Genomic DNA, 23463 nt, shown 5'->3' with positions numbered 1-23463 from the left:
CCGACCGGTCGGTAGATCGTAAGGTGCGGCTTGATTTGGCGCAAGCCCAAGATTCAAGGGTTATCCCGAACCCACCGACCTACTGCCCGGAGACAAACCCCATGCCCTGCTATGCCATTGACGGCGTCACCCCGGTCGTCCATCCCAGCGCCCATGTCCACCCGACGGCCGTACTGATCGGCGATGTGATCGTCGGACCTGGCTGCTATGTCGGCCCCTGCGCCTCCTTGCGCGGCGATTTCGGCCGCATCGTGCTGATGGAAGGCGCCAATGTTCAGGACACGTGCGTGATCCATGGCTTCCCGAAGTCGGAAACCGTCGTCGAGGCCAACGGCCACATCGGCCATGGCGCGGTGCTGCATGGCTGCGTAGTAAGGCATGACGCGCTAGTCGGCATGAATGCAGTGGTGATGGACGAGGCCGAGGTCGGGGCCTGGAGCATCGTCGCGGCCTGCGCGTTTGTGCGCGCCGGGCTCAAACTGCCGCAGAGGTCGCTGATCGCAGGGCTGCCGGCCAAGGTGATGCGGCCGCTGAGCGAGGAGGAGATACGCTGGAAGCTGGAGGGCACACAGACCTATCAGCAGCTGACCCGACGATGCCAGGCCAGCCTGGTCGAGGTCCAGCCCCTGACGTCCGAAGAAGCCGACCGGCCGCGCCTGCCGGATTCGAACTACGGCACCTTGCAGGCGCTCAAGGGCGACGCATCGGCTTGATGCGCCGCGCCGGCGTGGGCTGAGCGTCCACCATGGCCTCGCTGCGCGCCTGCGCCGCTGCGGCCAGCGGTGCGATCAGCGCCGCCTCTGGCAAGTTCTTCCAGTAGCGGCGCGGCATCTCCTTGGTCATCATTGCAAGCTTGAGCCGGGCCGGGTTGAAAATATTCTCGTAATAGGTCAGCCATAGCGCGGAGCCCGGATCGGCCGGCGGCAGGCCGCTGCTGTCCACGCCGGGGCCGGTATGCAGACGCTCGCCATCCCATTCGATCGAGCGCCCGGGCGTGAAGATGGACCAGCGCATCTGCGCGAAGCGGCGCACGAAGAACGGGGCATTGGCCTCGACCACATGGTGCTCGGGCTCGAACCAGGCTATGTGGCGCAGCGCCTCGCCCTCGCCGTGGGGGAAGAAGCGCACGAAGGCACGCATCTTGTGGATCTCGCGCCCCACCTCGCGCGCCAGCTGGGCGGCGGCGCGGCGATCCGGGTCGAGCTCATCCCGCCGCAAGACCGCATCGCGCTCGTTCACGAGCCGCCAGAGTAGTCTGTAGAGCAGATGGAAACGGCTCGAGTCGCGATGCAGCAGCGCGGACTCGCACAGCGGCGCCATCCAGGCCGGCACGCTGAAAGGCTTTGCGGGAGTGTCGTCGATGACGACAGCAGCATCCGCCCACAGCCCCGGTGTGCCGCTGTCGGTCCGCCAGATCACCTCAACAGGGGCGACACACTGTGTCAACAGCTGGCGCGCCGCGCGCCTGAAACCGTCGATATCGGTAGGCCCAGCAAGGCTGACGATCATGAGAACAAGGCCTGCTGGCGCGGCGCCGGCCGCGCCGCAGTGCCGGGTTTGTGTCCGTCCACGCAGACAAAGGGAAGCACCTTGCTCGCCGATACCCGCAGCGCCTTCAGATCCTCAGCGCGCAGCCGACGAACGCGGCGAGCCTGCAGCAGCTTGTCCACCGAGCCGACGCCCAGACCCGGAACGCGCAGCAACAGCTCGCGCGGCGCGGCGTTCAGGTCAACCGGGAAGCACTCCGGATGCGCCTGCGCCCAGGCCAGCTTGGGATCGACATCAAGGCGCAGCAGCCCGTCATCGGCCGCGATGATCTCGCGGTGCTCGAAACCGTAAAAGCGCATCAGCCAGTCGGCCTGGTAGAGCCGGTGCTCACGCATCAGCGGCGGCGCGGTCAGGGGCAGGGCCCGCGCGGCATCAGGAATTGGGCTGAACGCCGAGTAGTAGACGCGCCGCATCCGGTACTGGCCGTATAGCGCTGCGCTGCTGGCCAAGATGCTGCGGTCGTCACTGGCGTCAGCGCCCACGATCATCTGCGTGCTCTGGCCGGCCGGCGCAAAGCGCGGCGGCTTGGCCGCGCGCGGCGCGGCACCTGGCAGCGCGCGTACCGGCGCCGGTTTGGCACCCTCCTCGCGTGCCTGATCGATATGCAGCTTCAGCCGGCCCATCGAGCGGCGGATCGCACCGCCATTCTTATCAGGCGCCAGGGCCTGAAGCCCCTGCTCGGTGGGCATCTCGATATTGATGCTGAGCCGATCGGCATAGCGGCCGGCGCGCGCCAGCAGCTCGGCGCTGGCATCGGGAATGGTTTTGAGGTGGATGTAGCCGCGAAAGTCGTGCTCTTCGCGCAGCCGGCGCGCCACCTCGACCACCTGCTCCATCGTGTGGTCAGGGCTTTTGATAATGCCGCTGGACAGGAACAGCCCTTCGATGCAGTTGCGGCGGTAGAAGTCCAGCGTCAGATCCACCACCTCCTCCACCCGGAAGCGCGCCCGCGCCACATTGCTGGACGCGCGGTTGACGCAGTAAAGGCAGTCGTACTGACAGTGATTGGTAAGCAGCAGCTTCAGCAAGGAGATGCAGCGACCGTCCGGCGCATAGCTGTGACAGATGCCCATGCCCTCGGTCGAGCCGATACCGCGCCCACCCAGCGAGTCGCGCGAGTCGCTGCCACTGGAGGCACAGGATGCGTCGTACTTGGCGGCGTCGGCAAGGATGGCGATTTTGCGGTTCAGGTCCATGGCACGAAGAGATATTACTGTTTAAATATACAGTAATTGCTCGTCTTGCGCTCGCGGCGCAGGGCTCTTAGTCCTGCGCCCAGCGCTCGCAAGAAGCGTTCACCACAGCAGACAGATCCAGCCCCTGCTCCGCATGCAGGCCACGCAGCCAATGGGCATCGCCGCCACGCTGTGCCACCAGCACGGCCAGCTCGGTTAGCGCGGCCACCGCACCCAATCGCTCGGCAGTCGGCATCAGGGCCTGCAGCAGCGCCGCGAGGCTCTCTGCCAGCGGCTGCTGGGCGCCGCTCTGCGGGCAGACCAGCACGGCGTCGAGCCCGAAGCGGCAGGCCTGAAAGCGGTTGTAGGTATAGACCAACTGGTCGTCCGCATGCGGCTTGATCGGCTTCTCTTCTTGCAGCCAGGCTGCCAGACACTGGGCAAAGCCAGCCAGTGCCGCCGCGCGGCGCACCGTCAGCGGCGTGTCAAGCACCCGAATCTCGATGGTGCCGAACTCGGGCTTGGGCCGGATGTCCCAATAGAAGTCCTTCATGCTGGCGACGATGCCCGTGCGCTCCATGCGCGTAAAGTATCGGCCGAACTCCTCCCAGCGCAGCTCGAAGGGCGCCGTGCCCGACAGCGGGAACGCAAAAACGGTGTTCAGCCGCGCCGACTGGAAGGCCGTGTCCGCCCCTTGCACATAGGGCGAGGACGCGGCCAGTGCGATGAAGTGCGGTACATAACGGCTCATCGCCTGCAACAACCACAGCGCGCTATCGCCGTCCGAGCAGCCAATGTGAATGTGCTGGCCGAAGACCGTGAATTGCTTGGCCAGATAGCCATAGAGCTCGCTGATCTGTACGAATCTGGGTTTGTCATAGATCTGCCGCTCGGTCCATTGCTGAAATGGGTGGGTGCCGCCGCCGCAGATCGCGATGCCAAGCGGCTGTGCCGCCTTCAGCAGCGCATCACGGGTGAAGCTCAGCTGCTGCAGCAGCTCGGCATGGTTGGCGCAGACACCCGTGCAGACCTCGATCATCGAGAGCGTGATCTCCGGCGTCACGGCGCCGGGCAGGCCGGCGTTGTCCAACCGCGCCAGCAGGTCGTTGGCGGCCGGCATCAAGTCACCGTCGTCCGGATTGATCAACTGCAGCTCCAGCTCCACTCCCAGACTGAGCGCCTGAGATCTACCAAAGTCTTGCAAAGGCATGGCGCCCTCCTCTCATCGAATCAACAGGCCTCACTGTAGGTCGCGTGCGGCCCCGCGCTGCTCGGCCACAGCTGCGTCGCGGCCTTGTCCTACACCGCCCCTGCCGCCACTCCTACGGCTGACCTACACCTGCTGTTCTTGCACCAACGCAAGCCCGGACAAGACCCCGACACACAGCGGAGTCGGGTGCAGGGCAAAATACCCATATGACCGACCGCGTGATACCACTGCTGGACCAGCGCTTCGCCAGTCCCCGGCTCCCCGTGCCTGAGCATCCGCTGGCCCCCACCGGCCTGCTCAGCGATGCGCTGGGCCGCCCGCTACGCGATCTGCGCATCTCGGTCACCGACCGCTGCAATTTCCGCTGCAGTTACTGCATGCCCAAAGAGGTTTTCGACAAGTACCACGAGTTCCTGCCGCATGCCGAGCTGCTGAGTTTCGAGGAGATCACCCGCCTGACCCGGTTGTTCGTCGCCCATGGCGTTAGCAAGCTGCGACTGACCGGCGGCGAGCCGCTGCTGCGCCGCCATGTGGAGCGCCTGATTGAGATGTTGGCCGAGCTGCGCACGCCCGAGGGCGCGGCGCTGGACCTGACGCTGACCACCAACGGCTCACTGTTGGCCAAGAAGGCCCGCGCGCTCAAGGAGTCCGGCCTGCAGCGCGTCACCGTCAGCCTGGACGGTTTGGACGACGCGGTGTTCCAGCGCATGAACGATGTCGGCTTCCCGGTGGCCGAGGTGCTGCGCGGCATTGAGGCCGCCCAGGCCGCTGGCCTGGGGCCAATCAAGGTCAATATGGTGGTCAAACGTGGCAGCAACGAAGACCAGATCCTGCCGATGGCCCGCCACTTCCGAAACACAGGCATCGTGCTGCGCTTCATCGAATACATGGATGTCGGTGCGACCAACGGCTGGCGCATGGACGAGGTGCTGCCATCAGGCCGGGTGCTGGAAGTGCTGGGCCGTGAATTCGAGCTGAGCTCGCTGTCGGCCAGCGCGCCGGGCGAGACCGCAGAGCGCTGGGCCTATGCCGATGGCGGCGGAGAAATCGGCCTGATCTCCAGCGTTACGCAAGCTTTCTGCGGCGATTGCAACCGCGCCCGTCTTTCCACCGAGGGAAAGCTCTACACCTGCTTGTTCGCCCATAGCGGCCATGACCTGCGCGCGCTGCTGCGCGGCGACTACAGCGACGCCCAGATCAGCGGCGCACTGGGGACGCTTTGGGGCGGCCGCAGCGACCGCTATTCGCAGCTGCGCGCCTCGCAAGCTCCTGAAGCGGCGAGCGGCGGCGGGCGGCGGGTCGAGATGCACTACATCGGAGGCTGAGGCATGCAGGCCCAGTCCCCGAGCGTGCTGCCCGTGCCACGACTGCCACCGGGCTGCGAGTTGCGCGTGCTGAAGGCCGAGCAACTGGAGGCCTACAAAGGCCTGCGCGACGCGATGCTGGCGGCCCACGAAGAAGCCTTCACCTCGGATGCCGCCACCGAGCTGGCGCGCAGCGCAGAGAGCTACCGCAGCCGGCTGAGCCTGGGTGCCGGTGGCGCCAATCTGTTCACGCTGACCGCCTGGATGGGGCCGCGCCTGGTGGGCGCCGTCTCTTGCGAGCGCGAGCCACGCGAGAAGGTGCGGCACTTGGCCCATCTGATCGGCATGATGGTGGCCGACGATGTGCAGGGGCTGGGCATAGGGCGTGCCCTGCTCTACAGCGCGCTGCGCCTGTTGCAGGCCGAGCTTGGCATCGAGCAGGTGACTTTGTCGGTGACCCGCAGCAACCAGCGCGCCGTGACTCTCTACACCCGCATGGGCTTCGAGCACTATGGCTGCCTGCCCCGTGCGATCAAGCTGCCATCGGGCGATTACCTCGACAAAGACCTGATGCGCCTGGACCTGCGCAGCCTCCGCCCATGACGACTACAAGCCTCCAAGAGATCGCCTCCTGCCTGTCTGGCTATGACCCGCAGGCGCTGCGCGTCGAGCTGGCACAGGACTTCATCGCCCGGCTGGTGCCGCGGGTGGCGGCCGTCGAACATCTGGCGCTACGCAGCGCGCTGGGCCGGGTGCTGGCCGAGGACATTGTCTCGACGATCAACGTGCCGGCTGGCGACAACTCGGCGATGGACGGCTACGCACTGCGCGGCAGCGATCTGAGCGCTGAGGGCGAGACCCGGCTGCTGGTGGCCGGTACCAGTTTTGCCGGCGGGCCGGCCGGGCACGACCTGGCCCCGGGACAGTGCCAACGCATCATGACCGGCGCCCTGATGCCGCCGGGGCTGGACACCGTAGTGCCTCAGGAGTTCACCCGGCTCGACGGCGACACGGTGGTGATCCCCGCTGGACTGCTGAGGGCCGGCGACAACCGCCGCCTAGCCGGCGAGGATCTAGCGCTGGGCCAGGTGGCGCTGGCCGCCGGAAAGCGCCTGCGCCCCGCCGACCTTGGCCTGCTGGCCTCGTTGGGCCGCGCCGAGGTGCCGGTGCGCCGGCGCTTGCGCGTGGCCATGCTGTCGACCGGCGACGAGCTGCGCTCGATTGGCGAGCCGCTGTCCGCCGGCTGCGTCTACGACAGTAACCGCTACACCTTGTGGGCGCTTTTGCACCAGCTCGGCGTCGACGTGCTGGACCTGGGCGTCGTACGCGACGACCCGGGAGCACTGCGCGCGGCTTTCGAGACGGCTGCGGCCAGCGCCGACGCCATCATCAGCACCGGCGGCGTCAGCGTCGGCGAGGCCGACCACACCAAGCGCGTGATGGCGGAGCTCGGCGAGGTGCTGTTCTGGAAGATCGCGATGCGTCCGGGCCGGCCGATGGCGATCGGCCGCATCAATGAGGCCATCCTGTTCGGCCTGCCCGGCAATCCGGTCGCCGTGATGGTGACTTTCTACGCCTTTGTGCGTGATGCCCTGCTGGCCATGGCCGGCGCAGCGCCCCATCCCCTGCCCTGGCTGCGCGCTGCTTGCCTGCAGCCGCTGCGCAAGAAGACAGGTCGCACCGAGTACCAGCGCGGCATCGTCAGCCGTGCACCCGATGGCGGCTGGCAGGTGCAGATCACCGGCAACCAAGGCTCCGGCATTCTGTCGAGCATGAGCCAGGCCAACGGCCTGGTGGTGCTGGGCCACGAGCAGGGCGATATGGCGGTCGGTGAGCTGGTCGATGTGATGCCCTTCGAAGGGATGAACGGCTGAGCTCGGTGCACTTCTGTGTCCTGCTGCACAGCTGAGCGACAGGGCGCCAACAGCGCGGCAAGCCGGCGCTTTACGACGCTTCAGCGCGGACCTCGGGCGGGCGGGCCTCCCTAGGATGCAGACATCCCAGAACGGAGGTCTGCATGACGAACACGATAGGCGCAATGCCCCCTGCCGCGAGTGCGGCGCCCCTGAGCGGCAGCGCCCGCACGCCAGCGACCGAGGCCGCACAGCCAACGGCAGACCAGGCCGGCAAGAGCGCCGGCGATGTGATTTGTGCCTTCAGTCCGGCCGGCCTGGCTGCACTGTCGGAGGTGGCACAGCAAGGCCTTGAACAAGGCATTGAGCAGGTGGTGCAACTGGCGCAGGACACCGGCGATCAGCTGCTGCAAGGTCTCGGCGCGGTAAGCGAAAGCGCACAAAGCTTGGTCGAGGGCGCAGCCCCGTATGCGACTCTCGGCGCGTTGGTGCTGGGCCAGCTGATGAGCGAGCGAGCCTGAGCGATGCGAGCCATCGCATCGACCGGCATCGCGTTGCTGCTAGCCGGCTCACAAACAGGCTGCGCGCTCGTCAGCCCGTTGCCCGCCTGGGAGCTGGTCAAGGCAGCCGGCGCCGCCACCTCCACCGCCATCGCCTACGGCCCGGGTCGGGCTGTCGACACCGTGCATCACGGCGACGCGCCTCCGCGCAGCGTCTGCATCGAGTACAACCGCGAAGTCCAGATGGCCGACCTGGTGCCGGCGCTGCAGGCCGAGCTGCGCGAGCTGCGCATCAGCAGCCGCGTCTATGCGGCTGGCACCGCGCCGCCCGACTGCGAGACCTGGCTGCGCTACGCCGCCAGCATCCAGTGGGACATCCCGCCGTTGGCCGAGGGCTACCAAGCCTATGTCAAGGCCGCCACTGTAAGCCTGCACAAACCGGGTGGACGTCTGATCGCGCACAGCAGCTACGCCCTGGACGGCGATCTGCGCAGCAGCAAATGGGCCAGCACGCGACGCAAGCTGGCCCCGGTCGTCAAGGCCGTCATCACCGGTTTCGAGAGCTGAGCACATGATGAAAGCCATCCCTCTTCTTCCCGTTCTGGGCTTGCTGCTAAGTGCCTGCGCCGGCCCTTCGCCCCGTCTGGTTCAGGGCCCGCTGAGCGCGCCCCCGCTGCCGGCACCGCACTATCTGGAACGCACGCCCAATGGCGCGATCTACCAGGCCCATATGCCGACGGCCTCGCTGTTCTCCAGCGAACGCCGTCCGCAACACATCGGCGACACATTGAAAGTCGACATCGCCGAAAGCCTGCAGGCCAGCCAGAAGAACGCCACCGACACCAGCCGCGACAACAAATTCGCGATCAAGGGACCCGGCAGTGGCAGCGGCGACGCCAAGTCGGGTGGCTTCTTCGAGTCGCTGCTGAACGCCAATGCGACGGCCGCCGGCAGCGACTCCTTCCGCGGCTCGGGCCAGACCGAGAACAGCAGCAGTTTCAACAGCCAGCTCGCAGTGACCGTCATCAATGTACTGCCCAACGGTCATTTGCTGGTGGCCGGCGAGCGCAGCATGGCGCTCAACGGTAGCGCTCAGACCCTGCGCTTCTCTGGGGTGGTCGACCCGCGCGACATCAAGGCCGGCAATATCGTGCAGTCACGAGATGTGGCCAGCGCCAATTTGGAGTCGCTGGGCCGCGGCGAGGTCTCGGAGGCCGCCTCGCGCAGCTGGATCCAGCGCTTGCTCACGCGCAGTCTGTCGATCTGGTAGCTGCTCGCGCCGCAGACCGGACGAGAGTGTTTCCCGCGTGTGTCGCGTGTGCGCCAGGCGCCCGCAGCAAGCCATGCTTTTCGGGGCTTTGACGCCGCGGCGGCCATGGACACTGAAGCAAAGAAATCAGAGGTATCGAGGTGGCAATTGACAAGAAGGCGGTCGCGCCCGCTGGCGTGGTCGGCATGCCGAATCTGCGCGCAGTCGGCAGCTGTGGGGCAGCAGACGGCACGTCGGCCCAGAGCTGGCTGAAGCTGGCCACGGTGCAGCACTATGGCCGTGGCCAGGCCATCATCGAGGCCGGTCAGCCACTGCAGCAATGGATGGCCATACGCGAGGGGGCAACTCGCCTGAGCTCGCGGCCTCATGGTCGTGGGGAGAACGGCGACGACGTGCCGGTCGCCATTTTGTGGTTCGGCGACGTGATCGGCTGGACATCGCCGGTCGGCAAGGAGCTGGCCCGCTACGAGGTCACCGCGCTTACGGCAGTTTCGACCCTGACCATTCCCAAAGAGGGGATCGGCATCACCGGCTCGGCAGAACAGCTGTGCAAGGCCGACGTGTTCCAGCTCTATGCCGCCACTGCGACCCGCATCCAGGACCAGGTCTCGCTGCGCCTGTCGGGCAATGGCTTGCAGCGCCTGGTCGGCGTGCTGGCCACCCTGGCGATGGCCGCGGCCGGCGCTGCCGGCCAGGCCGCAGCGCGGCGCAGCGGCGGCCTGCATCTGCCGATGGCCCAGGCCCTGATCGGATCGTTTGCCGGTCTGGCGCGGCGCCAGACCTGGGTTTACCTGCAGCAGCTGGCCGAGGCAGGCTGGGTCAGCACCGGCCACTCCAAGCTAATTCTGGAGGCCGCACCGGCCTGGCTACAACTGCTGGCCGAGGTCGAGCGCAGCGGCCTGGACTGCATCGCCACAGTGGATGCCTGCAACACCACCCTGTCGCGGCTGTGGCATGAACACCAAGCTGAGCGCTGAGCGTCAAGCCTCGCGACCCAGCGCCGCCTGCAATACCGAGCCATTGGCCGCGCGCCAGTCATAGTCCATCTGGCGGGCGGTGCGGCGCGCCAGGTCGGGACTGGCCAGCTCGGCCACCAAATGCAGGCTCAGATCAATGCCAGCCGAAATGCCGGCCGACGTGAAAAGCCGGCAGGTGCCGCCGTGATGCACCCAGGGCTTGGCCTCCACCCAGCGCTGCTTGGCCAGCACCTTCAGCAGCGAGCCGGAAGCCTGGGAGGCGGCGCGCAGATCGTCCAGGTCTTCCCAGTGCGTGATGGCCTCGCGTTCGGTCAAAAGCCCAGCTTTCTCGAGCAAGAAGGCGCCGGTGCAGATCGAGGCCAGAACCTTGAGCCGGCAGCTCTGCACCAGCAGCCAGTCGTCCAGGCCCGGGCGCTGCAACTCGGCCGTGACCACGCCGCCGGGCACGATCAGCACATCCAGCTCGGGATGCTGGTCCAGTGTGTATTGCGGCGTCACCATGAGACCGGCACGGGCGCGCACCGGGTCGAGGCTGGGGCCTAGGGTCAGCACCTCGAACGGCGGCTCGCCGCCGTCGCGCGCGGCAAGGCGCGAGGCGGTAGAAAACACCTCGAAGGGGCCGGCAAAGTCCAGCACCTCGACCTCGTCGAACAGATAAATCCCGAGCTTCATGTGCGCCTTTGCAGTCATAAAGCGCAAGCATGCCACGAGCGGCGGTGCGCAGGCCGGACGGGCGCCGCAGTGCGCACCACCGGCGGTCATGCCGCTGACACGGCCGGCGCAAACAATGCCAGCCATGAATACAAGCCTCACGTCTACCATGCCCTCCCCCCGCGCCCTGCTGTGCTGCCTGCTTCCTCTGGCCCTGCTGGCCGGCTGCGGCGGCAGCGACGACGGCAACTCGACCGAGATCAGCGTCAGCAGCCTGCGCCTGATCGGCCAGCAACTGCTGCCGCGCCGCATGGAGTTCCAGGGCACCGTGGTGGGCGGGCTGTCGGGCATCGACTACGACGCCAAGAGTGACAGCTATGTCCTGATCAGTGACGACCGCACCACCACCGACTCACCGAACGCGCCGCGCCTGTACACCGCCAAGCTGAGCTTCGACGCGAGCCAGTTCAGCGGTGTGCAGCTGCTCTCAACCATCAAGCTGAAGCAGCCCGATGGCAGCGACTACCCCAAGGTCCCCGATCTCAAGGTGGCCGATCCGGAGGCCGTGCGCATCGACCCTGTCAGCGGTATGTACGTCTGGGTCAGCGAGGGCGAGCGGACGCTGGGCACGCCGAACCGGCTGATCCAGCCCTTCATCCGCGAGGTCAACGCGCAGGGCCAACATCAGCGCGACTACCAGCTGCCGGCGATGTTCCAGATCAGTGCCGACAACAGCGGCCCGCGTGGCAATGCAGTGTTCGAGGGCCTTGCCTTCACGCCCGATGGCCGTTCGGCCGTCGTGCTGATGGAAGGGCCGCTGATCCAGGACGGCGCCGCACCCAGCCTGACGGCCGGCGCGCAGTCGCGCATCACGATGTTTGACCGCGCCAGCGGCCAGGCCACAGCCCAGTACGCCTACCCGGTCGAGAAGGTGCAGGCCACGCCGGTGCCGGCCACGAGCTTCAGCGTCAGCGGCGCCACCGAGATCCTGGCTCTCAGCGCCACTCGCTTTCTGGTGCTGGAGCGAAGCTTCTCGGTGGGCGTGGTCGGCAACCAGGTGCGACTCTACGAGATCGACATCAGCGGCGCCAGCAATGTGCTGAACAACGCCACGCTGCAGGGCGCGGCCGCAGTCAAGAAGCGCCTGGTGCTGGACTTCGAGACGCTGAAGGCCCAGCTCGGCGGCATTGCCAATCTGGAAGGCCTGAGTCTGGGCCCGAAGCTGGCCAATGGCCGGTCCAGCCTGGTGGTGGTGGCCGATGACAACTTCCCGACGGCCGACTCCGCGACCGACCGCAACCAGATCCTGGTGTTCGAGATTCAGCCCTGATCGGCGGCGCCGGCGCAGCCTCCCTACAATCGCGACAGCCCCAGTCGGGGCTGTCCTTATTTGTGCGCCATGCAGCTGCCCCTGATCGCCCCCGGAAAAAAGTTTAACCAGCCCCGCCCCACCGGCTCGGCCGATGCCCTGTTGCTGGCGCGCTTTGCGCTGCAGCAGCGCGACGCCGGCCGGCTGAGCCTGATCGTCACGGCCGAGCCGGGCGACACGCAGCGCCTGGAGGACGAGCTGAAGTTCTTCGCGCCCGATCTGCGGGTCGCCGTTTTCCCCGACTGGGAAACCCTGCCCTATGACACCTTCTCGCCCCACCAGGACCTGATCTCGGAGCGGTTGGCCACCTTGTGGAGCCTGTTGCAAAGCCAGGGCAAGCCGGTGGACCAGCGCCCGGTCGACGTCGTGCTGCTGCCGGCCACCACCGCGCTCACAAGGCTGGCGCCGCCCAGCTTCCTGGCCGCGACCACCTTCCATTTCAAGCAGAAACAGCGCCTGGACGAAGCCAGCCTGAAGTCGCAGCTGACCCTGGGCGGCTACACCCACGTCAGCCAGGTCGTCTCGCCGGGCGAGTACGCGGTGCGCGGCGGCCTGATCGATCTGTTCCCGATGGGTTCACTGGTGCCTTACCGGGTCGATCTGTTCGGTGACGAGGTCGACTCGATCCGCACCTTCGATCCCGACAGCCAGCGCAGCCTCTATCCGGTGCCCGAGGTACGGCTTCTGCCAGGCCGCGAGTTCCCGATGGACGAGGCCTCGCGCAAGGCCTTCCGCTCGCGCTGGCGCGAGAAGATGGAGGGCGACCCGAGCAAGTCGCGCATCTACAAGGACATCGACCAGGGCATTGCCAGCGGCGGCATCGAGTACTACCTGCCGATTTTCTTTGAGCAGACCGCGACGCTGTTCGATTTCGTCGGCGCCGAGCTGGGCCTGGCGCTGCATGGCGACATCGATGCGGCGCTGAACCGCTTCTGGACCGACACCCGAGAGCGCCACCGCTTTCTGCAGCACGACCCCGATCGGCCCATCCTGCCGCCCGAGGAGCTGTTCCTGAAGGTCGAGGAGTTCTTCGCGCTGACCCACAGCCATGCGGTGCTGGCGGTACGCGGCAGCGTATCCGTCGATGAGGTGGCCGACTACGCGCGGCCGCTGCCCGATGTCTCGGTCGAGCGCGGCGCGCAGGAACCGCTGGCCCGGCTGGCCGCACATCTGAAGAGCACGCCGCACCGCGTGCTGATCCTGGCCGAGAGCGAGGGGCGGCGTGAGAGCCTCTTAGAACTGCTGCGCGACAACAAGATCGAGCCGCCTTCCGTGAAGGACCTGGCCGAGTTCGAGGCCAGTGATGAGAAGTTCGCAATCACCGCAGCGCCCCTCGCAGCGGGTTTCTTCTGGCGCGAGCCCGAGGACGGGCGTGAGCTGCAGCTGTTCACTGAGACCGAGCTGTTCGCGACCACGCCGACGACGCGCCGGCGCCGCAAGCAGGAGCAGGTCAGCGATGTCAATGCGCTGATCAAGGACCTCAGCGAGCTCAAGGTCGGCGACCCGGTGGTGCACAGCAACCACGGCATCGGCCGCTATCAGGGCCTGATCAATATCGACATCGGCGACGGCGCCAGCGAGTTCCTGCACCTGGAATACGCCGACAAGGCCACGCTGTACGTGCCGGTGGCCCAACTGCACCTGATCAGCCGCTATACCGGCGTCTCCGCCGAAGAGGCGCCGCTGCACCGGCTGGGTTCGGGTCAGTGGGAGAAGGCCAAGCGCAAGGCGGCCGAACAGGTGCGCGACACCGCCGCCGAGCTCTTGAACCTCTATGCCCGCCGCGCTGCCCGCGAGGGACATGCCTTCCGCTACTCGGGCCATGACTACGAGGCCTTTGCTGCGAGCTTCGGCTTCGAGGAAACGCCGGACCAGCGCGCCGCGATCCATGCGGTGATCCAGGACATGATCAGCCCGAAGCCGATGGACCGCCTGGTCTGCGGCGATGTGGGCTTCGGCAAGACCGAGGTGGCGCTGCGCGCGGCCTTTGTCGCGGTGATGGGCGGCAAGCAGGTGGCGGTGCTGGCGCCGACCACCCTGCTGGCCGAACAGCATTTCCAGAACATTGCCGACCGCTTCGGCAAGTGGCCGGTCAAGGTCGCCGAGATGAGCCGCTTCCGATCGACCAAGGAGATCAAGGCCGCGATGGAAGGCCTGGCCGACGGCACCATCGACATCGTGATCGGCACGCACAAGCTGCTCAGCGCCGAGGTCAAGTTCGCCCGCCTGGGCCTCTTGGTGATCGACGAGGAACACCGCTTCGGCGTGCGCCACAAGGAGGCGATGAAGGCCATGCGCGCTGAAGTCGACGTATTGACGCTGACCGCGACGCCGATCCCGCGCACGCTGGGCATGGCGCTGGAAGGCTTGCGCGACCTTAGCGTCATCGCGACCGCCCCGCAGCGGCGATTAGCAATCAAGACCTTCGTGCGTGCCGAGAGCAGCGGCACGATACGCGAAGCCATGCTGCGCGAGCTCAAGCGCGGCGGTCAGGTCTACTTCCTGCACAACGAGGTCGACACCATCGAGAACCGGCGCCAAAAGCTCGAGGAGCTGGTTCCCGAGGCCCGCATCATCGTGGCCCATGGCCAGATGCCCGAGCGCGAGCTGGAGCGAGTGATGCGCGAGTTTGTCGGCGGCAAGCACAACGTCCTGCTGTGCTCGACCATCATCGAGACCGGCATCGATGTGCCGAGCGCCAACACCATCATCATCGCGCGCGCCGACAAGTTCGGCCTGGCCCAATTGCACCAGTTGCGCGGGCGCGTCGGCCGCTCGCACCACCAAGCCTATGCCTATCTAATGGTGCCCGACATCCAGGGCCTGACCAAGCAGGCTACCCAGCGTCTGGACGCGATCCAGGCGATGGAGGAGCTGGGCTCTGGCTTTTATCTGGCCATGCACGATCTGGAGATACGCGGCGCCGGCGAGGTGCTGGGCGAGAACCAGAGCGGCAACATGATGGAAGTCGGCTTCCAGCTCTACAACGAGATGCTCAGCGAGGCGGTGCGCTCGCTGAAGGCCGGCAAGGAACCCGATCTCTTGAGCCCGTTGGCGGCCGTTACCGAGATCAATCTGCATGCACCGGCGTTGCTGCCCGATGCCTATTGCGGCGATGTCCACGTGCGCCTGAGTCTGTACAAGCGCCTGGCGACGGCCGACAAGAGCGAGCAGATCGACAAGCTGCTGGAGGAAGTCACCGACCGCTTCGGCAAGCTGCCGGCCCAGGGCCAAACCCTGTTCGACACGCACCGGCTGCGCGTGCTGGCCAAGCCCTACGGCGTGGCCAAGATCGATGCGGCGCCCAGCGTGATGAATATCAACTTCCGCCCAAATCCGCCGATCGACGCGATGCGCGTCATCGAGCTGGTGCAGAAAAATCGCAATATCAAGCTGGTCGGCAACGACAAGCTGCGCATCGACAAGGCACTCAGTGATCCCAAAGACCGCGCGCAGGCGATCCGCGAGGTGCTGCGCCTGCTGGGGCAGCCGCAACGGCAGGATTGACACAGGCTTGATCGAGACCGCCGGGAGACGCCGGCCCTAGCCCGCCAGCCACGACGTGACGCCAGGCTGGGGCTTAGCGCACCATGCCTTGGCCCGGAAGCCCCTCACGAGAATACCGAGCATATGTCGCAGCATAGGCTAGACTCAAAGTCGCCTGCCCACCGGGAGTCCGCCATGCCAGAAGCCAGAGAAAAGACGCCGTCATATGCACGGTGCGATGCCGAAGCAGGCGCGCGGCATGTGCGCCTGTTCCGCAACGGTGCCAATCAGGCCGTGCGCATCCCCAAGGAGTTTGAGTTGCCCGGCCAAGAGGCCGTGATGCGGCGCGAGGGCGAGCGCCTGATCATCGAACCCGTCAAGCCGCAGTACGAGCAGGGATCACCGGCGGCGCTGTTGGCCGCCCTTGCAGAGCTGGCCAAGCAAGGCCGCATCGACGACGAATTCCCCGACGTGGATGCAGGGCTGCTCCCCCTGGATGACATCGCGCTGGAAGCGCCGGACTCCTGAGCCGCGAGATGCTCTACCTGCTGGACACCAACATCATCAGCCACCTCATGCAGGACGCGGTGGGCAGCGCCGCCAAGCGCCTGGGGGATCGACTCCAAACCCTCGGCGCCTGTCAACTTTGCACCAACACCGTGGTGCAATGCGAGCTGCTCTACGGACTGCAAAAACGCCCCTCCCCTCGCCTGCAGCGTCAGTACGAAATCGCCATGCGGCCACTGCTGCTGCTGCCGCTGGACGACAAGGTGGTGCCGGTTTACGCCTCGCTGCGCGCCCAGCTTGAATCCGCTGGCACCCCCATCGGCCCCAACGACCTCTTAATCGCCGCCCATGCGCTGGCACTGGGGGCCACCCTGGTCAGCGCGGATGCGGAGTTCCAGCGTGTGCCGGGACTGAACCTTGAAAACTGGCTGAACTGACCATCTCAACCCAATCTATGCCGATGCAAGACCTCATCACCCAAGGCTTCACGCCCCCGCTGCGGCTGAGCGATTTCAAGCTCGCCGCCTTCGACATGGACTCGACCCTGATCAATATCGAGTGCATCGACGAGATCGCCGACGCGGCCGGCAAGAAAGCCGAGGTGGCCGCGATCACCGAAGCAGCAATGCGCGGCGAGATCAGCGATTTCAAGGACAGCCTGCGCCGTCGGCTCGCGCTCTTGAAGGGCGTGCCAATCAGCGCCTTGGAGCAGGTCTTGCGCGAGCGTCTGCAGTTCAACCCCGGCGCCCGCGAGCTGTGCGCCGCGCTCAAGGCCGGCGGGCTGAAGCTGGTGCTGGTCTCGGGCGGCTTCACCTTTTTCACCCGTTACGTCGCGGCCGAGCTGGGCATGGACTACGTGCGCAGCAATGAGCTTGAGATCGTCGATGGCGCCCTGACCGGCGGCTTGGGTGTGCAGGCCTGGGGCGAGATCTGCGACGGCGAGGAGAAGCGCCGCATGCTGCTGCAATGCGCGGCCGAGATCGGCGCCATGCCGGCGCAGACCATCGCCGTCGGCGATGGCGCCAACGACCTGCCGATGATGGGCGCCGCCGGCCTGTCCGTCGCATTTCATGCCAAGCCCAAGGTGCGCGAGCAGGCGATGGTAGCGATCAACGAAGGCGGGCTGGACCGCCTGCTGAGTGTGTTCGCCGCATGAGAGTTGCGGTCGACCTGGCCAAGGCCAGCCGCCTCTTGAACCACGGCCCCACCGTGCTGGTGGTCAGCGCGCACGGTGATCAGCGCGATGTGATGGCGGCGGCCTGGAACATGCCGCTGGACTTCGCGCCGCCCAAGGTGGCGGTGGTGATCGACAAGAACACCTACAGCCGCGGCCTGATCGAGGCATCGGGCGAGTTCGTGCTGGCCGTGCCCTGCGCGGCGCAGGCCGATCTGGTGGTGGGCGTGGGCAATAGCTCGGGCCGCGAGATCGACAAGTTCGCCCGCTACGGCATTGCCAGCACGCCGGCATCGCGGGTGCAGGCCCCGCTGATCGAGGGCTGCCTGGCCTGGCTGGAGTGCCGCATCTACCCCGAGCCCCACATACAGCAGACCTACGACCTCTTCCTCGCCGAGGTCGTGGCCGCCTGGGCCGAGGACTGGGCCTTCGACGGCCATTGGCGCGACGGCCTGCTCGAGGCGCAGCGCGCGCTGCACCACCTGGGCGCCGGCAATTTCTTCACCACCAGCGGGCTGATCCGGGGGGGCTAAAACAGCCCGCTGGTCGGTGGCTCGGTGCCGCTGAGGTGCCAGGCGCCGGTGGCGGCGGCCTTGCAGTGGCGTAGGTTGTGGTTGGCCACGGTGCGGGCATTGCGCCAGTGGCGATCCAGGTTGTGCTCGCGCGCGGTGGTCGAGGCGCTGCCGACGTCGAACACCAGCTCGGCCGCCCTCAGCGCCGCCTGCGCGACGAAGAACTGGGTCTGCGCCACCTCGACCGGGGCGGTGGTCAGCAGCTCGCTGCTCAGATCGCCGGCCCAGGCCGCGTCGATGGCCGCCGCCGCTTTCAGCACCACGGCCTCGGCCGCATAGGCTTGCCCAGGATCTCGGCCTAAATGGTCACGTCCAGCGCGGTGGTCGGTTCCTCGGCCACCAACAGGCGCGGCCGGCTGACCACCGCCATCGCGATCATCACGCGCTGCTGGCGCTGGCCGCCGCTGAGCTGGTGCGGGAAGTCGTGGAAGCGGCGCTGCGGCTCGGGCAGCTTGACCAGGTCCAGCAGCTCGACAGACCGCGCGGCGGCAGCCGCAGCCGACAGCGGCTGGTGCAGGCGCAGCGCCTCCACCACCTGGTCGCCGACACTCAGCACCGGATTCAGCGAACCCATCGGCGCCTGCAAGATCATCGCGACCGCGCTGCCGCGCGGCGACAGCAGGTCGCGCCCCTCCAGCAGGATCTGGCCGCTGACCATACGCGGTCGAGCGGCCGCGTCCAACAAAGCTTTGCGCATCTGCTTATGCGTTCAAGCACCGGACCGCAGCCGCCCCGGGGTCAGCGCCGCCCGCTCAGCGGCGCCGGCGCTGCGCCATTGCACCGACCACCCCCAGGCCGGCCAGCAGCAAGGCATAGCTGGACGGCTCGGGCACGGTCGTCACCGCCAGCACGTCGGCGACGATGGGCGTGCTGTTGGATTCGGCTATCGTGCTCCAGTTGGCCCCCTCGGCCAGCGCGGCCCTCAACTCATCCATTGAAGCGAACGGGGTGTCGGCGCTGCTGGTCTGTGCGGTGAACTGGGTGTAGCGGGTGGTGGCATTGTTCATCCGGTATTCGCGCACCTGGATGCCACTCAGGCCGGTGGCCGAGAAGGGGTTGTCGGAGCTGGCGTAAGGCGTGGCGCGGTTGGCAATGGCCCCCAGAAAGGTGATGGCCGAGGGCGCGTAATTGCTGGCATAGGACGAGGCCTGGAAGGCATAGAGGATGTCACCGCCACTGGAGATGTTGGACGCGCCGCCGTTCAGATTGCTCACCGTGCCGTTGGCGACGCCACCTGCCGCGCCGGACCTGGCCGCGTACTGACCGTTGACGCCGGTGCCCAGCAGGGCCACCGAGGTACCGGCGGCCACATCGGCCGCGGCGGTCCAGGACCAGAAGGTCTCGGCGCTGGTCGAGAACACGCCCGACGAGGTGGAAGTCTGCAGCACATTGGTGTCGGTGAAATAGATCGTCGTGCCGGCGCTGATGTCGACGAAGCTGACGAAAGACCAGCCGCCCACCGTGGTGTTTCCGTTCACGCCAGTGAAGGCAAAGTCGGTCTGGCCCAGGGTGGTGGCGGCTTGCGCGCCACCGATCGCGGAGGCCGCAGCCAGCGCACTCAGGATCAGGGTCTTGTTCAGTGTTGTCATGAGGTGTCTCCGTTGAAATTGATGTGGTGATTCAGAACCGGCCGCGCCGCACGGCGCCGCCCAGGGCCAGCAGGCCGGTCAGCATCAGCAGCAACGAGGCCGGTTCGGGCACGGCGCTGACGCTGCTCAAGACCAGCTTGTCGATCGCAATGCCGTAGTAGCTGTCGCGGTGATAGAGCGAGAAGCCGGCGATATCGGCCACACCGCCGTCGCGGGCATAGGCGTAATAGCCATTGCTCACGGCGCCCAGGGCCTGGGTGACGATCAGGCTGCCGTCGGCCCGGTACAGGCTCAGCCACGCCGGCCCGCCATCGGCCTCGCGCAGCTGAAAGCCCAGCGCGGACTGGCCTGTCGCGAAACGGGCCGAGATCGCGCCAAAGCCAAAGGGATCGCTGCCGTCCTCGTGCCGCGGGCCGATGCCGGCCAGCGCGATGCCGTCGGCGTCGCCATAGTCGTAGGCACCCAGATTGGCGCCGGCCGCGCCGGCCAGCAGGTTCAGGCCAGCCAGCGGCGCGCCGAAGCTCAGGTCATCGAACCAGTCCTGCGCGACCTCGCCGGGCCTCGGCGCCCTGCCCTCGCCCAGCTCCTGGCCGGCAAAGCGCTCGCCGAACTGCACGCCGGCCAGCGTCAACGTGCCCTCGATCAGGCTGCCCAGCGGGTCGCTGACCACCAGGCTCTCAAAGTCCACCCGCGTGCCCTGCAGCGCGCCGTAGTCGGTGCCGTGCACGGCGGCCTGGACGGGGCCTAGCAGCGCGGCGCCCAGGCTCAGCGCCATCAGTGTCTTGTTCATCACTTTTTTGTCTCCTTGTTCACTGGCCGCCAACGACGCTGACGTTGTCGAACGCCGCTGTCGTCACCACCGTGTTGCTGCCCGAGGACAGCGCCAGGCCCACCTGAAGCACGGCCGCGCTGACAGTGGTGTTGCTGCGCTCGGTCCAGTTCAGCCCGTCGGTGGAGGCGGCCGAGTACAGCGCATTGCCACGCCGCTGCACCCGCACCCAGACCGGCACGGTCGAGCTGCTGTAGCCGCTGATCGAGGACTTGGCATTGGCGTTGACGGCGGCGCGGATCTCGCCGGTCGACGCGTAGCGGGCGGTCCAGGCATAGACAGGGGCGCCGCTCAGCCCTTCGATCGCGACAATCCCGGCCCGCGCCGAGGACTCGCTGCCGCCCTGCTGGCGCAGCCGCGCAGTGAAGGTGAAATTGCCGCTCAGCGTGATGTACTTGAAATTGAAGTTGTAGCTGTTCGCGTTCTCCATCTTGCCGGCACCACTGAGTACATAGGTGCCGCTGGCCGCGTCATAGCCGGCCGCCGGCACCGGCACGGTGATCTGGCTGCTCAGCAACTGTTCGCCGCCGGTGCCCGCGCAAGGCAGGATCACGGTGCAGCCGCTGCCTTCGGGCGGCGTGGGGATCGGTGTCGGTGTCGGTGTCGGTGTCGGTGTCGGCGTTGGCGTTGGCGTGGGTGTTGGGGCCGGCGTCGGGCTGGGGCTGGGCGCCGGGCCCGTCAGCGCGAACAGGCCCAGGCGCCCGGCACCCACCGAGCGCTTGATCGCGTCGCGCAGGCTGTCGGCCGGGCGCAACGTGTAGGGGTAAGGCGGCACCCAGAGCTGCGCCACCGGCAGGCCGTCGCAGCCCTGCAACTGGGCGTCGATCACGGCGCTCATCGGCTTGCCGTCATCGTCCTTGTCGCTGATGAAGCGATGGCCGCTGCTGCGAAAGCTGATGGCCTGTTTGCCACCGGCCAGCTTGCCGCAGATCTCCTTGGGTTTGAGGCCGGTGAATTCGTAGAAATTGTTCTCCGAAATCACATCGGCCTGGTAGCGCACATCCAAGGCCTGGCCGAACTTCAGATCATCGTCCTTGGTCGAGGTCGAGCCGCTGACCAGATTGTTGTAGAGATGGACCTGGCCGAAGCGCACCAGCGGCTGGCGGCTGCCGATGCTGTCCCACCAGTTGCCGGTGAAGGTCACATGCAGGCGGCCGGCGTCGCTCCAGGCCCGGCCCGAGTCGCCATTGCCCACCAGGGTCAGCTTGCCATGACGGCTGAAATGGCTGTTGGAGACGGTGATGTAGTCCGAGCCACGCACGATGTCCAGGCCGCCGTCATGGCGGGTATCGCTGGCCAGCGAGTCGGGCGTGTCGCCGTCGCTGATCGAGACCTGGTCGATCCAGATCTGCTGGCCGCGGGTGATCGCCAGGCCGTCCATATAGGCGTTGGCGCTGTCCTCGGGGTTGACGTCCCAGGGCGTGTCGATTGCCAGATTGCGCAGAATGATGTTGCGCGTCCAGGTCGGGAAGCGTTCGGGATCCTTGCCCTCGGCCACCCATTTCTTGAAGTCGGCCTCAGCGCCGGCAGCGGTGGTCGCGGCCTCGCGGCCGATCAGGATCTGGGTGCCGGTGATACGGGCCGGCCGGCCATTCGCATCATTGATGCCCACCAGCGTGGTGTTGGACGGGATCGCGAAACTGCCGCCGTTCTTCTGGTCCTCGTAGCCGGTGTACTCCTCGAACACCGTGTTACCGGCGCGCCAGCGGAAGTCGATATGGCCGACGATGCGGATGATCTTGGGCTCGTTCCTGGCCTCGCGGATCGCGGCCAGCAACTGCTCCTTGTTGAAGACCGTGTAGATGCGATTCGCGGCCGCGGACGAGCCACCGCTCACCCGCACCCGACCCTGGCGCGAGTAACTGTGCCAGCCGATATCGGGCGCGACCTCGCGCTCGAAGGTCAGCACCCCATTGCTCGGGTCACTGCTAGCGAACTGCCAGAGGGGCAGGCGCGGTGCCGCGCGGTAATTGGCCGGGTCATGCAAATTGCCGACCTTGACCGGCGCTGCATAGGTCCGGTCGCCGACATCGAGCAGCAGCGCTGCGCTGGTGTCGGTCAGGCTCAGCGCGTCGATCACCGCAGCGGGCGGCGGTGCGCTCGGGCGCGGTACGCGGGCATTGGCCGCCTTGGCCAGGCCGTCGGCCTGCGCGGCATCGGCGCTGGCAATGCCGGCCGTAGGCCCAGCACCGAGGCCGGCGCTGAGCGCCTGGCTCTGAGGCTCGCCACCGCCGCCGCAGGCCAGCAGGCCCAGTGAGATCGACGCGGCCAGCAGGCGCGGGCCTCCAGGTCTGGGGGGAGTCTTGTCTTTGCGCATGTCCAGTCTCCTGCAGCACCCGCGGCTCAGGGCCGTCTCGAGGGCGCGCTATACGGTCTTGCAATCAGGGCACGCAGCGGCGCCACCTGCGGCCAGGCGGGTGGACGGTAGCCGGTGGACGACGGAGATTCGGCGGCAGGCCGAGGGGACGAGTCGCCGGCAGCACACGAAGGGTGCAAGCGCGGCACAACAACGTCAGGCGGGCAATGGCGGCAGGCGCATTGCGCGGCGGGGCTGCGGCAGCAGCAGGGCTGCCGGGAGAAGATCCCGCTCTTGCGCGACAGACCTTAGGGTCTTGGAACAGTGTTTCGTTTTCCGGATCGCCAGTCTATGCAGGCAATCCCTGATTGGGCAGCTCGCCCCCGAGTCGGGGGGCTGGCTCAGGACGTGTGCAAGGGCTTGGTGCCGATCACCACGCCGTCCTCATCGGCGTACAGCCAGTCGCCCGGCCTGATCCACAGCCCATGCAGCTGCAGGGCCACATCGGCCAGGCCCTGGCCGCGTCGATCGGTGGGCATGGGCACATGGCCCAGCGCCAGGATGCCGAGCTGAGCGGCGCGCAGCTCGGCCAGGTCGCGCACGCAGCCATGGATCAGCAGGCCGGCCCAGCCGTTCTTCGCGGCGGCCTCGGCCAGATTGCCGCCGATCAGCGCCCGCTGCATCGAACCGCCGCCGTCGAACACCAGCACCCGGCCCTGACCGGGGCTCTCGACCGCGCTCTTGAGAAGGCTGTTGTCCTCCAACGCGCGCACCGTCGTGACCGGGCCGGCAAAGCGCGCCAGGCCGCCATAGCTGCGGTAGAGGCCGCCGGGGATGACGCGGACCTCGCCGCTGTCATCGCTCTTGTGCTCGTCGCAGAAATCACAGGTCGAGAAGTTCATCGGCAGTTTTCCTTGCGTCTCAGTCTTGGAGCGGATCGGCCAGCACCTTGATGCGCGCACCCTGCAGGCTCACGACCTGGCCGGCGCGGATCTTGGCGGTCTTGCGCAGCTCGGTCTGGCCGTCCACCTGGACCTGCTGCTCGGTGATCATCATGCGGGCCACGCCTCCGCTGTCGGCCAGGCCGGTGGCTTTGAGCAGCTTGTCGAGCTCGATGAATTCGCCGCGCAGTTCGAAGTTGATGTGTTCCATC

Annotated in this window: 24 protein-coding genes and 1 pseudogene; 14 read left to right on the top strand and 11 right to left on the bottom strand. The window is 67.0% G+C overall.

Annotation, left to right across the window (positions count from 1 at the left end):
* Positions 1-101: 101 nt before the first annotated feature.
* Positions 102-713, top strand: a complete 612-nt coding sequence (locus OOZ63_RS13300; RefSeq protein WP_266005988.1) for a phenylacetic acid degradation protein PaaY — start codon at positions 102-104, stop codon at positions 711-713.
* Here OOZ63_RS13300 and OOZ63_RS13295 read toward each other — a convergent pair.
* The 3 genes from OOZ63_RS13295 to OOZ63_RS13285 all read right to left on the bottom strand — a co-directional run bounded on the left by OOZ63_RS13295 (position 691) and on the right by OOZ63_RS13285 (position 3933).
* Entirely contained in the window at positions 691-1509 is an 819-nt protein-coding gene (locus OOZ63_RS13295; protein WP_266005987.1) for a TIGR03915 family putative DNA repair protein, read from the bottom strand. The two genes, OOZ63_RS13300 and OOZ63_RS13295, sit on opposite strands and share 23 nt — an antisense overlap.
* On the bottom strand, positions 1506-2744 hold the full coding sequence (locus tag OOZ63_RS13290; RefSeq protein WP_266005986.1) for a putative DNA modification/repair radical SAM protein: 1239 nt from the start codon (positions 2742-2744) through the stop codon (positions 1506-1508). The genes OOZ63_RS13295 and OOZ63_RS13290 overlap by 4 nt, the downstream gene beginning before the upstream one ends.
* A gap of 67 nt (positions 2745-2811) precedes the next feature.
* Positions 2812-3933, bottom strand: coding sequence for a YbdK family carboxylate-amine ligase (locus OOZ63_RS13285; protein ID WP_266005985.1), 1122 nt, complete (start codon positions 3931-3933; stop codon positions 2812-2814).
* 206 nt (positions 3934-4139) lie between these two features.
* Here OOZ63_RS13285 and moaA point away from each other — a divergent pair, with 206 nt between their 5' ends.
* The 7 genes from moaA to OOZ63_RS13250 all read left to right on the top strand — a co-directional run bounded on the left by moaA (position 4140) and on the right by OOZ63_RS13250 (position 9837).
* Positions 4140-5258, top strand: coding sequence for a GTP 3',8-cyclase MoaA (gene moaA / locus OOZ63_RS13280; protein WP_266005984.1), 1119 nt, complete (start codon positions 4140-4142; stop codon positions 5256-5258).
* 3 nt (positions 5259-5261) lie between these two features.
* The gene (locus OOZ63_RS13275; protein WP_266005983.1) at positions 5262-5840 is read left to right on the top strand and encodes a GNAT family N-acetyltransferase; all 579 of its coding nucleotides are present in this window, start codon (positions 5262-5264) and stop codon (positions 5838-5840) included.
* Positions 5837-7111 (top strand): gephyrin-like molybdotransferase Glp, encoded by a 1275-nt coding sequence (glp, locus tag OOZ63_RS13270; RefSeq protein ID WP_266005982.1) that lies wholly within the window; start codon positions 5837-5839, stop codon positions 7109-7111. The genes OOZ63_RS13275 and glp overlap by 4 nt, the downstream gene beginning before the upstream one ends.
* A gap of 143 nt (positions 7112-7254) precedes the next feature.
* Complete coding sequence (locus OOZ63_RS13265) at positions 7255-7611, top strand: hypothetical protein (protein WP_266005981.1); 357 nt, start codon at positions 7255-7257, stop codon at positions 7609-7611.
* A gap of 3 nt (positions 7612-7614) precedes the next feature.
* Positions 7615-8157 (top strand): cell division protein FtsI, encoded by a 543-nt coding sequence (locus tag OOZ63_RS13260; protein ID WP_266005980.1) that lies wholly within the window; start codon positions 7615-7617, stop codon positions 8155-8157.
* A 7-nt stretch (positions 8158-8164) separates the two neighbouring features.
* A complete protein-coding gene (locus tag OOZ63_RS13255) occupies positions 8165-8860 on the top strand; it encodes a flagellar basal body L-ring protein FlgH (protein ID WP_266005979.1) in 696 nt (231 codons plus the stop codon).
* Positions 8861-9000: 140 nt separating this feature from the next.
* On the top strand, positions 9001-9837 hold the full coding sequence (locus OOZ63_RS13250; protein ID WP_266005978.1) for a Crp/Fnr family transcriptional regulator: 837 nt from the start codon (positions 9001-9003) through the stop codon (positions 9835-9837).
* 3 nt (positions 9838-9840) lie between these two features.
* Here OOZ63_RS13250 and OOZ63_RS13245 read toward each other — a convergent pair whose 3' ends face one another.
* Entirely contained in the window at positions 9841-10509 is a 669-nt protein-coding gene (locus OOZ63_RS13245; RefSeq protein WP_266005977.1) for a DJ-1/PfpI family protein, read from the bottom strand.
* A 148-nt stretch (positions 10510-10657) separates the two neighbouring features.
* On the opposite strand from OOZ63_RS13245, the gene OOZ63_RS13240 reads away from it, so the two are divergent.
* The 6 genes from OOZ63_RS13240 (at position 10658) to OOZ63_RS13215 (ending at position 17557) form a co-directional block, all read left to right on the top strand.
* Entirely contained in the window at positions 10658-11818 is a 1161-nt protein-coding gene (locus OOZ63_RS13240) for an esterase-like activity of phytase family protein (protein ID WP_266005975.1), read from the top strand.
* A 69-nt stretch (positions 11819-11887) separates the two neighbouring features.
* Positions 11888-15364, top strand: coding sequence for a transcription-repair coupling factor (gene mfd / locus OOZ63_RS13235; protein WP_266005973.1), 3477 nt, complete (start codon positions 11888-11890; stop codon positions 15362-15364).
* 174 nt (positions 15365-15538) lie between these two features.
* On the top strand, positions 15539-15871 hold the full coding sequence (locus tag OOZ63_RS13230) for an antitoxin (RefSeq protein WP_266005971.1): 333 nt from the start codon (positions 15539-15541) through the stop codon (positions 15869-15871).
* 8 nt (positions 15872-15879) lie between these two features.
* Positions 15880-16287 (top strand): PIN domain-containing protein, encoded by a 408-nt coding sequence (locus tag OOZ63_RS13225; RefSeq protein ID WP_266005969.1) that lies wholly within the window; start codon positions 15880-15882, stop codon positions 16285-16287.
* A 23-nt stretch (positions 16288-16310) separates the two neighbouring features.
* A complete protein-coding gene (gene serB / locus OOZ63_RS13220) occupies positions 16311-17006 on the top strand; it encodes a phosphoserine phosphatase SerB (RefSeq protein ID WP_266005967.1) in 696 nt (231 codons plus the stop codon).
* A complete protein-coding gene (locus OOZ63_RS13215) occupies positions 17003-17557 on the top strand; it encodes a flavin reductase family protein (RefSeq protein ID WP_266005966.1) in 555 nt (184 codons plus the stop codon). Before serB ends, OOZ63_RS13215 begins: the two co-directional genes overlap by 4 nt.
* Here the strand turns inward: OOZ63_RS13215 and OOZ63_RS13210 are convergent.
* The 7 genes and pseudogenes from OOZ63_RS13210 to OOZ63_RS13180 all read right to left on the bottom strand — a co-directional run bounded on the left by OOZ63_RS13210 (position 17554) and on the right by OOZ63_RS13180 (position 23462).
* Entirely contained in the window at positions 17554-17856 is a 303-nt protein-coding gene (locus OOZ63_RS13210) for a hypothetical protein (RefSeq protein ID WP_416234730.1), read from the bottom strand. The two genes, OOZ63_RS13215 and OOZ63_RS13210, sit on opposite strands and share 4 nt — an antisense overlap.
* A 41-nt stretch (positions 17857-17897) precedes the next feature.
* Positions 17898-18281, bottom strand: a pseudogene (locus OOZ63_RS13205) (ATP-binding cassette domain-containing protein); the annotation flags it as partial.
* Between the two features lie 67 nt (positions 18282-18348).
* Positions 18349-19185 (bottom strand): PEP-CTERM sorting domain-containing protein, encoded by an 837-nt coding sequence (locus OOZ63_RS13200; RefSeq protein WP_266005965.1) that lies wholly within the window; start codon positions 19183-19185, stop codon positions 18349-18351.
* Positions 19186-19216: 31 nt separating this feature from the next.
* A complete protein-coding gene (locus tag OOZ63_RS13195) occupies positions 19217-19975 on the bottom strand; it encodes a PEP-CTERM sorting domain-containing protein (protein ID WP_266005963.1) in 759 nt (252 codons plus the stop codon).
* A 19-nt stretch (positions 19976-19994) separates the two neighbouring features.
* A complete protein-coding gene (locus OOZ63_RS13190; RefSeq protein WP_266005962.1) occupies positions 19995-22331 on the bottom strand; it encodes a hypothetical protein in 2337 nt (778 codons plus the stop codon).
* 380 nt (positions 22332-22711) lie between these two features.
* Positions 22712-23212, bottom strand: a complete 501-nt coding sequence (gene rraA, locus OOZ63_RS13185; protein ID WP_266005961.1) for a ribonuclease E activity regulator RraA — start codon at positions 23210-23212, stop codon at positions 22712-22714.
* Positions 23213-23231: 19 nt separating this feature from the next.
* A complete protein-coding gene (locus OOZ63_RS13180) occupies positions 23232-23462 on the bottom strand; it encodes an RNA-binding S4 domain-containing protein (protein ID WP_262969463.1) in 231 nt (76 codons plus the stop codon).
* Between the last annotated feature and the right edge of the window lies 1 nt (position 23463).

This window comes from Paucibacter sp. PLA-PC-4 (genome assembly GCF_026241155.1).
Lineage (GTDB): Bacteria > Pseudomonadota > Gammaproteobacteria > Burkholderiales > Burkholderiaceae_C > Roseateles_E.
Note: the sequence above shows the minus strand (reverse complement) of the source record. Positions and strands in the feature narration are given on the sequence as shown.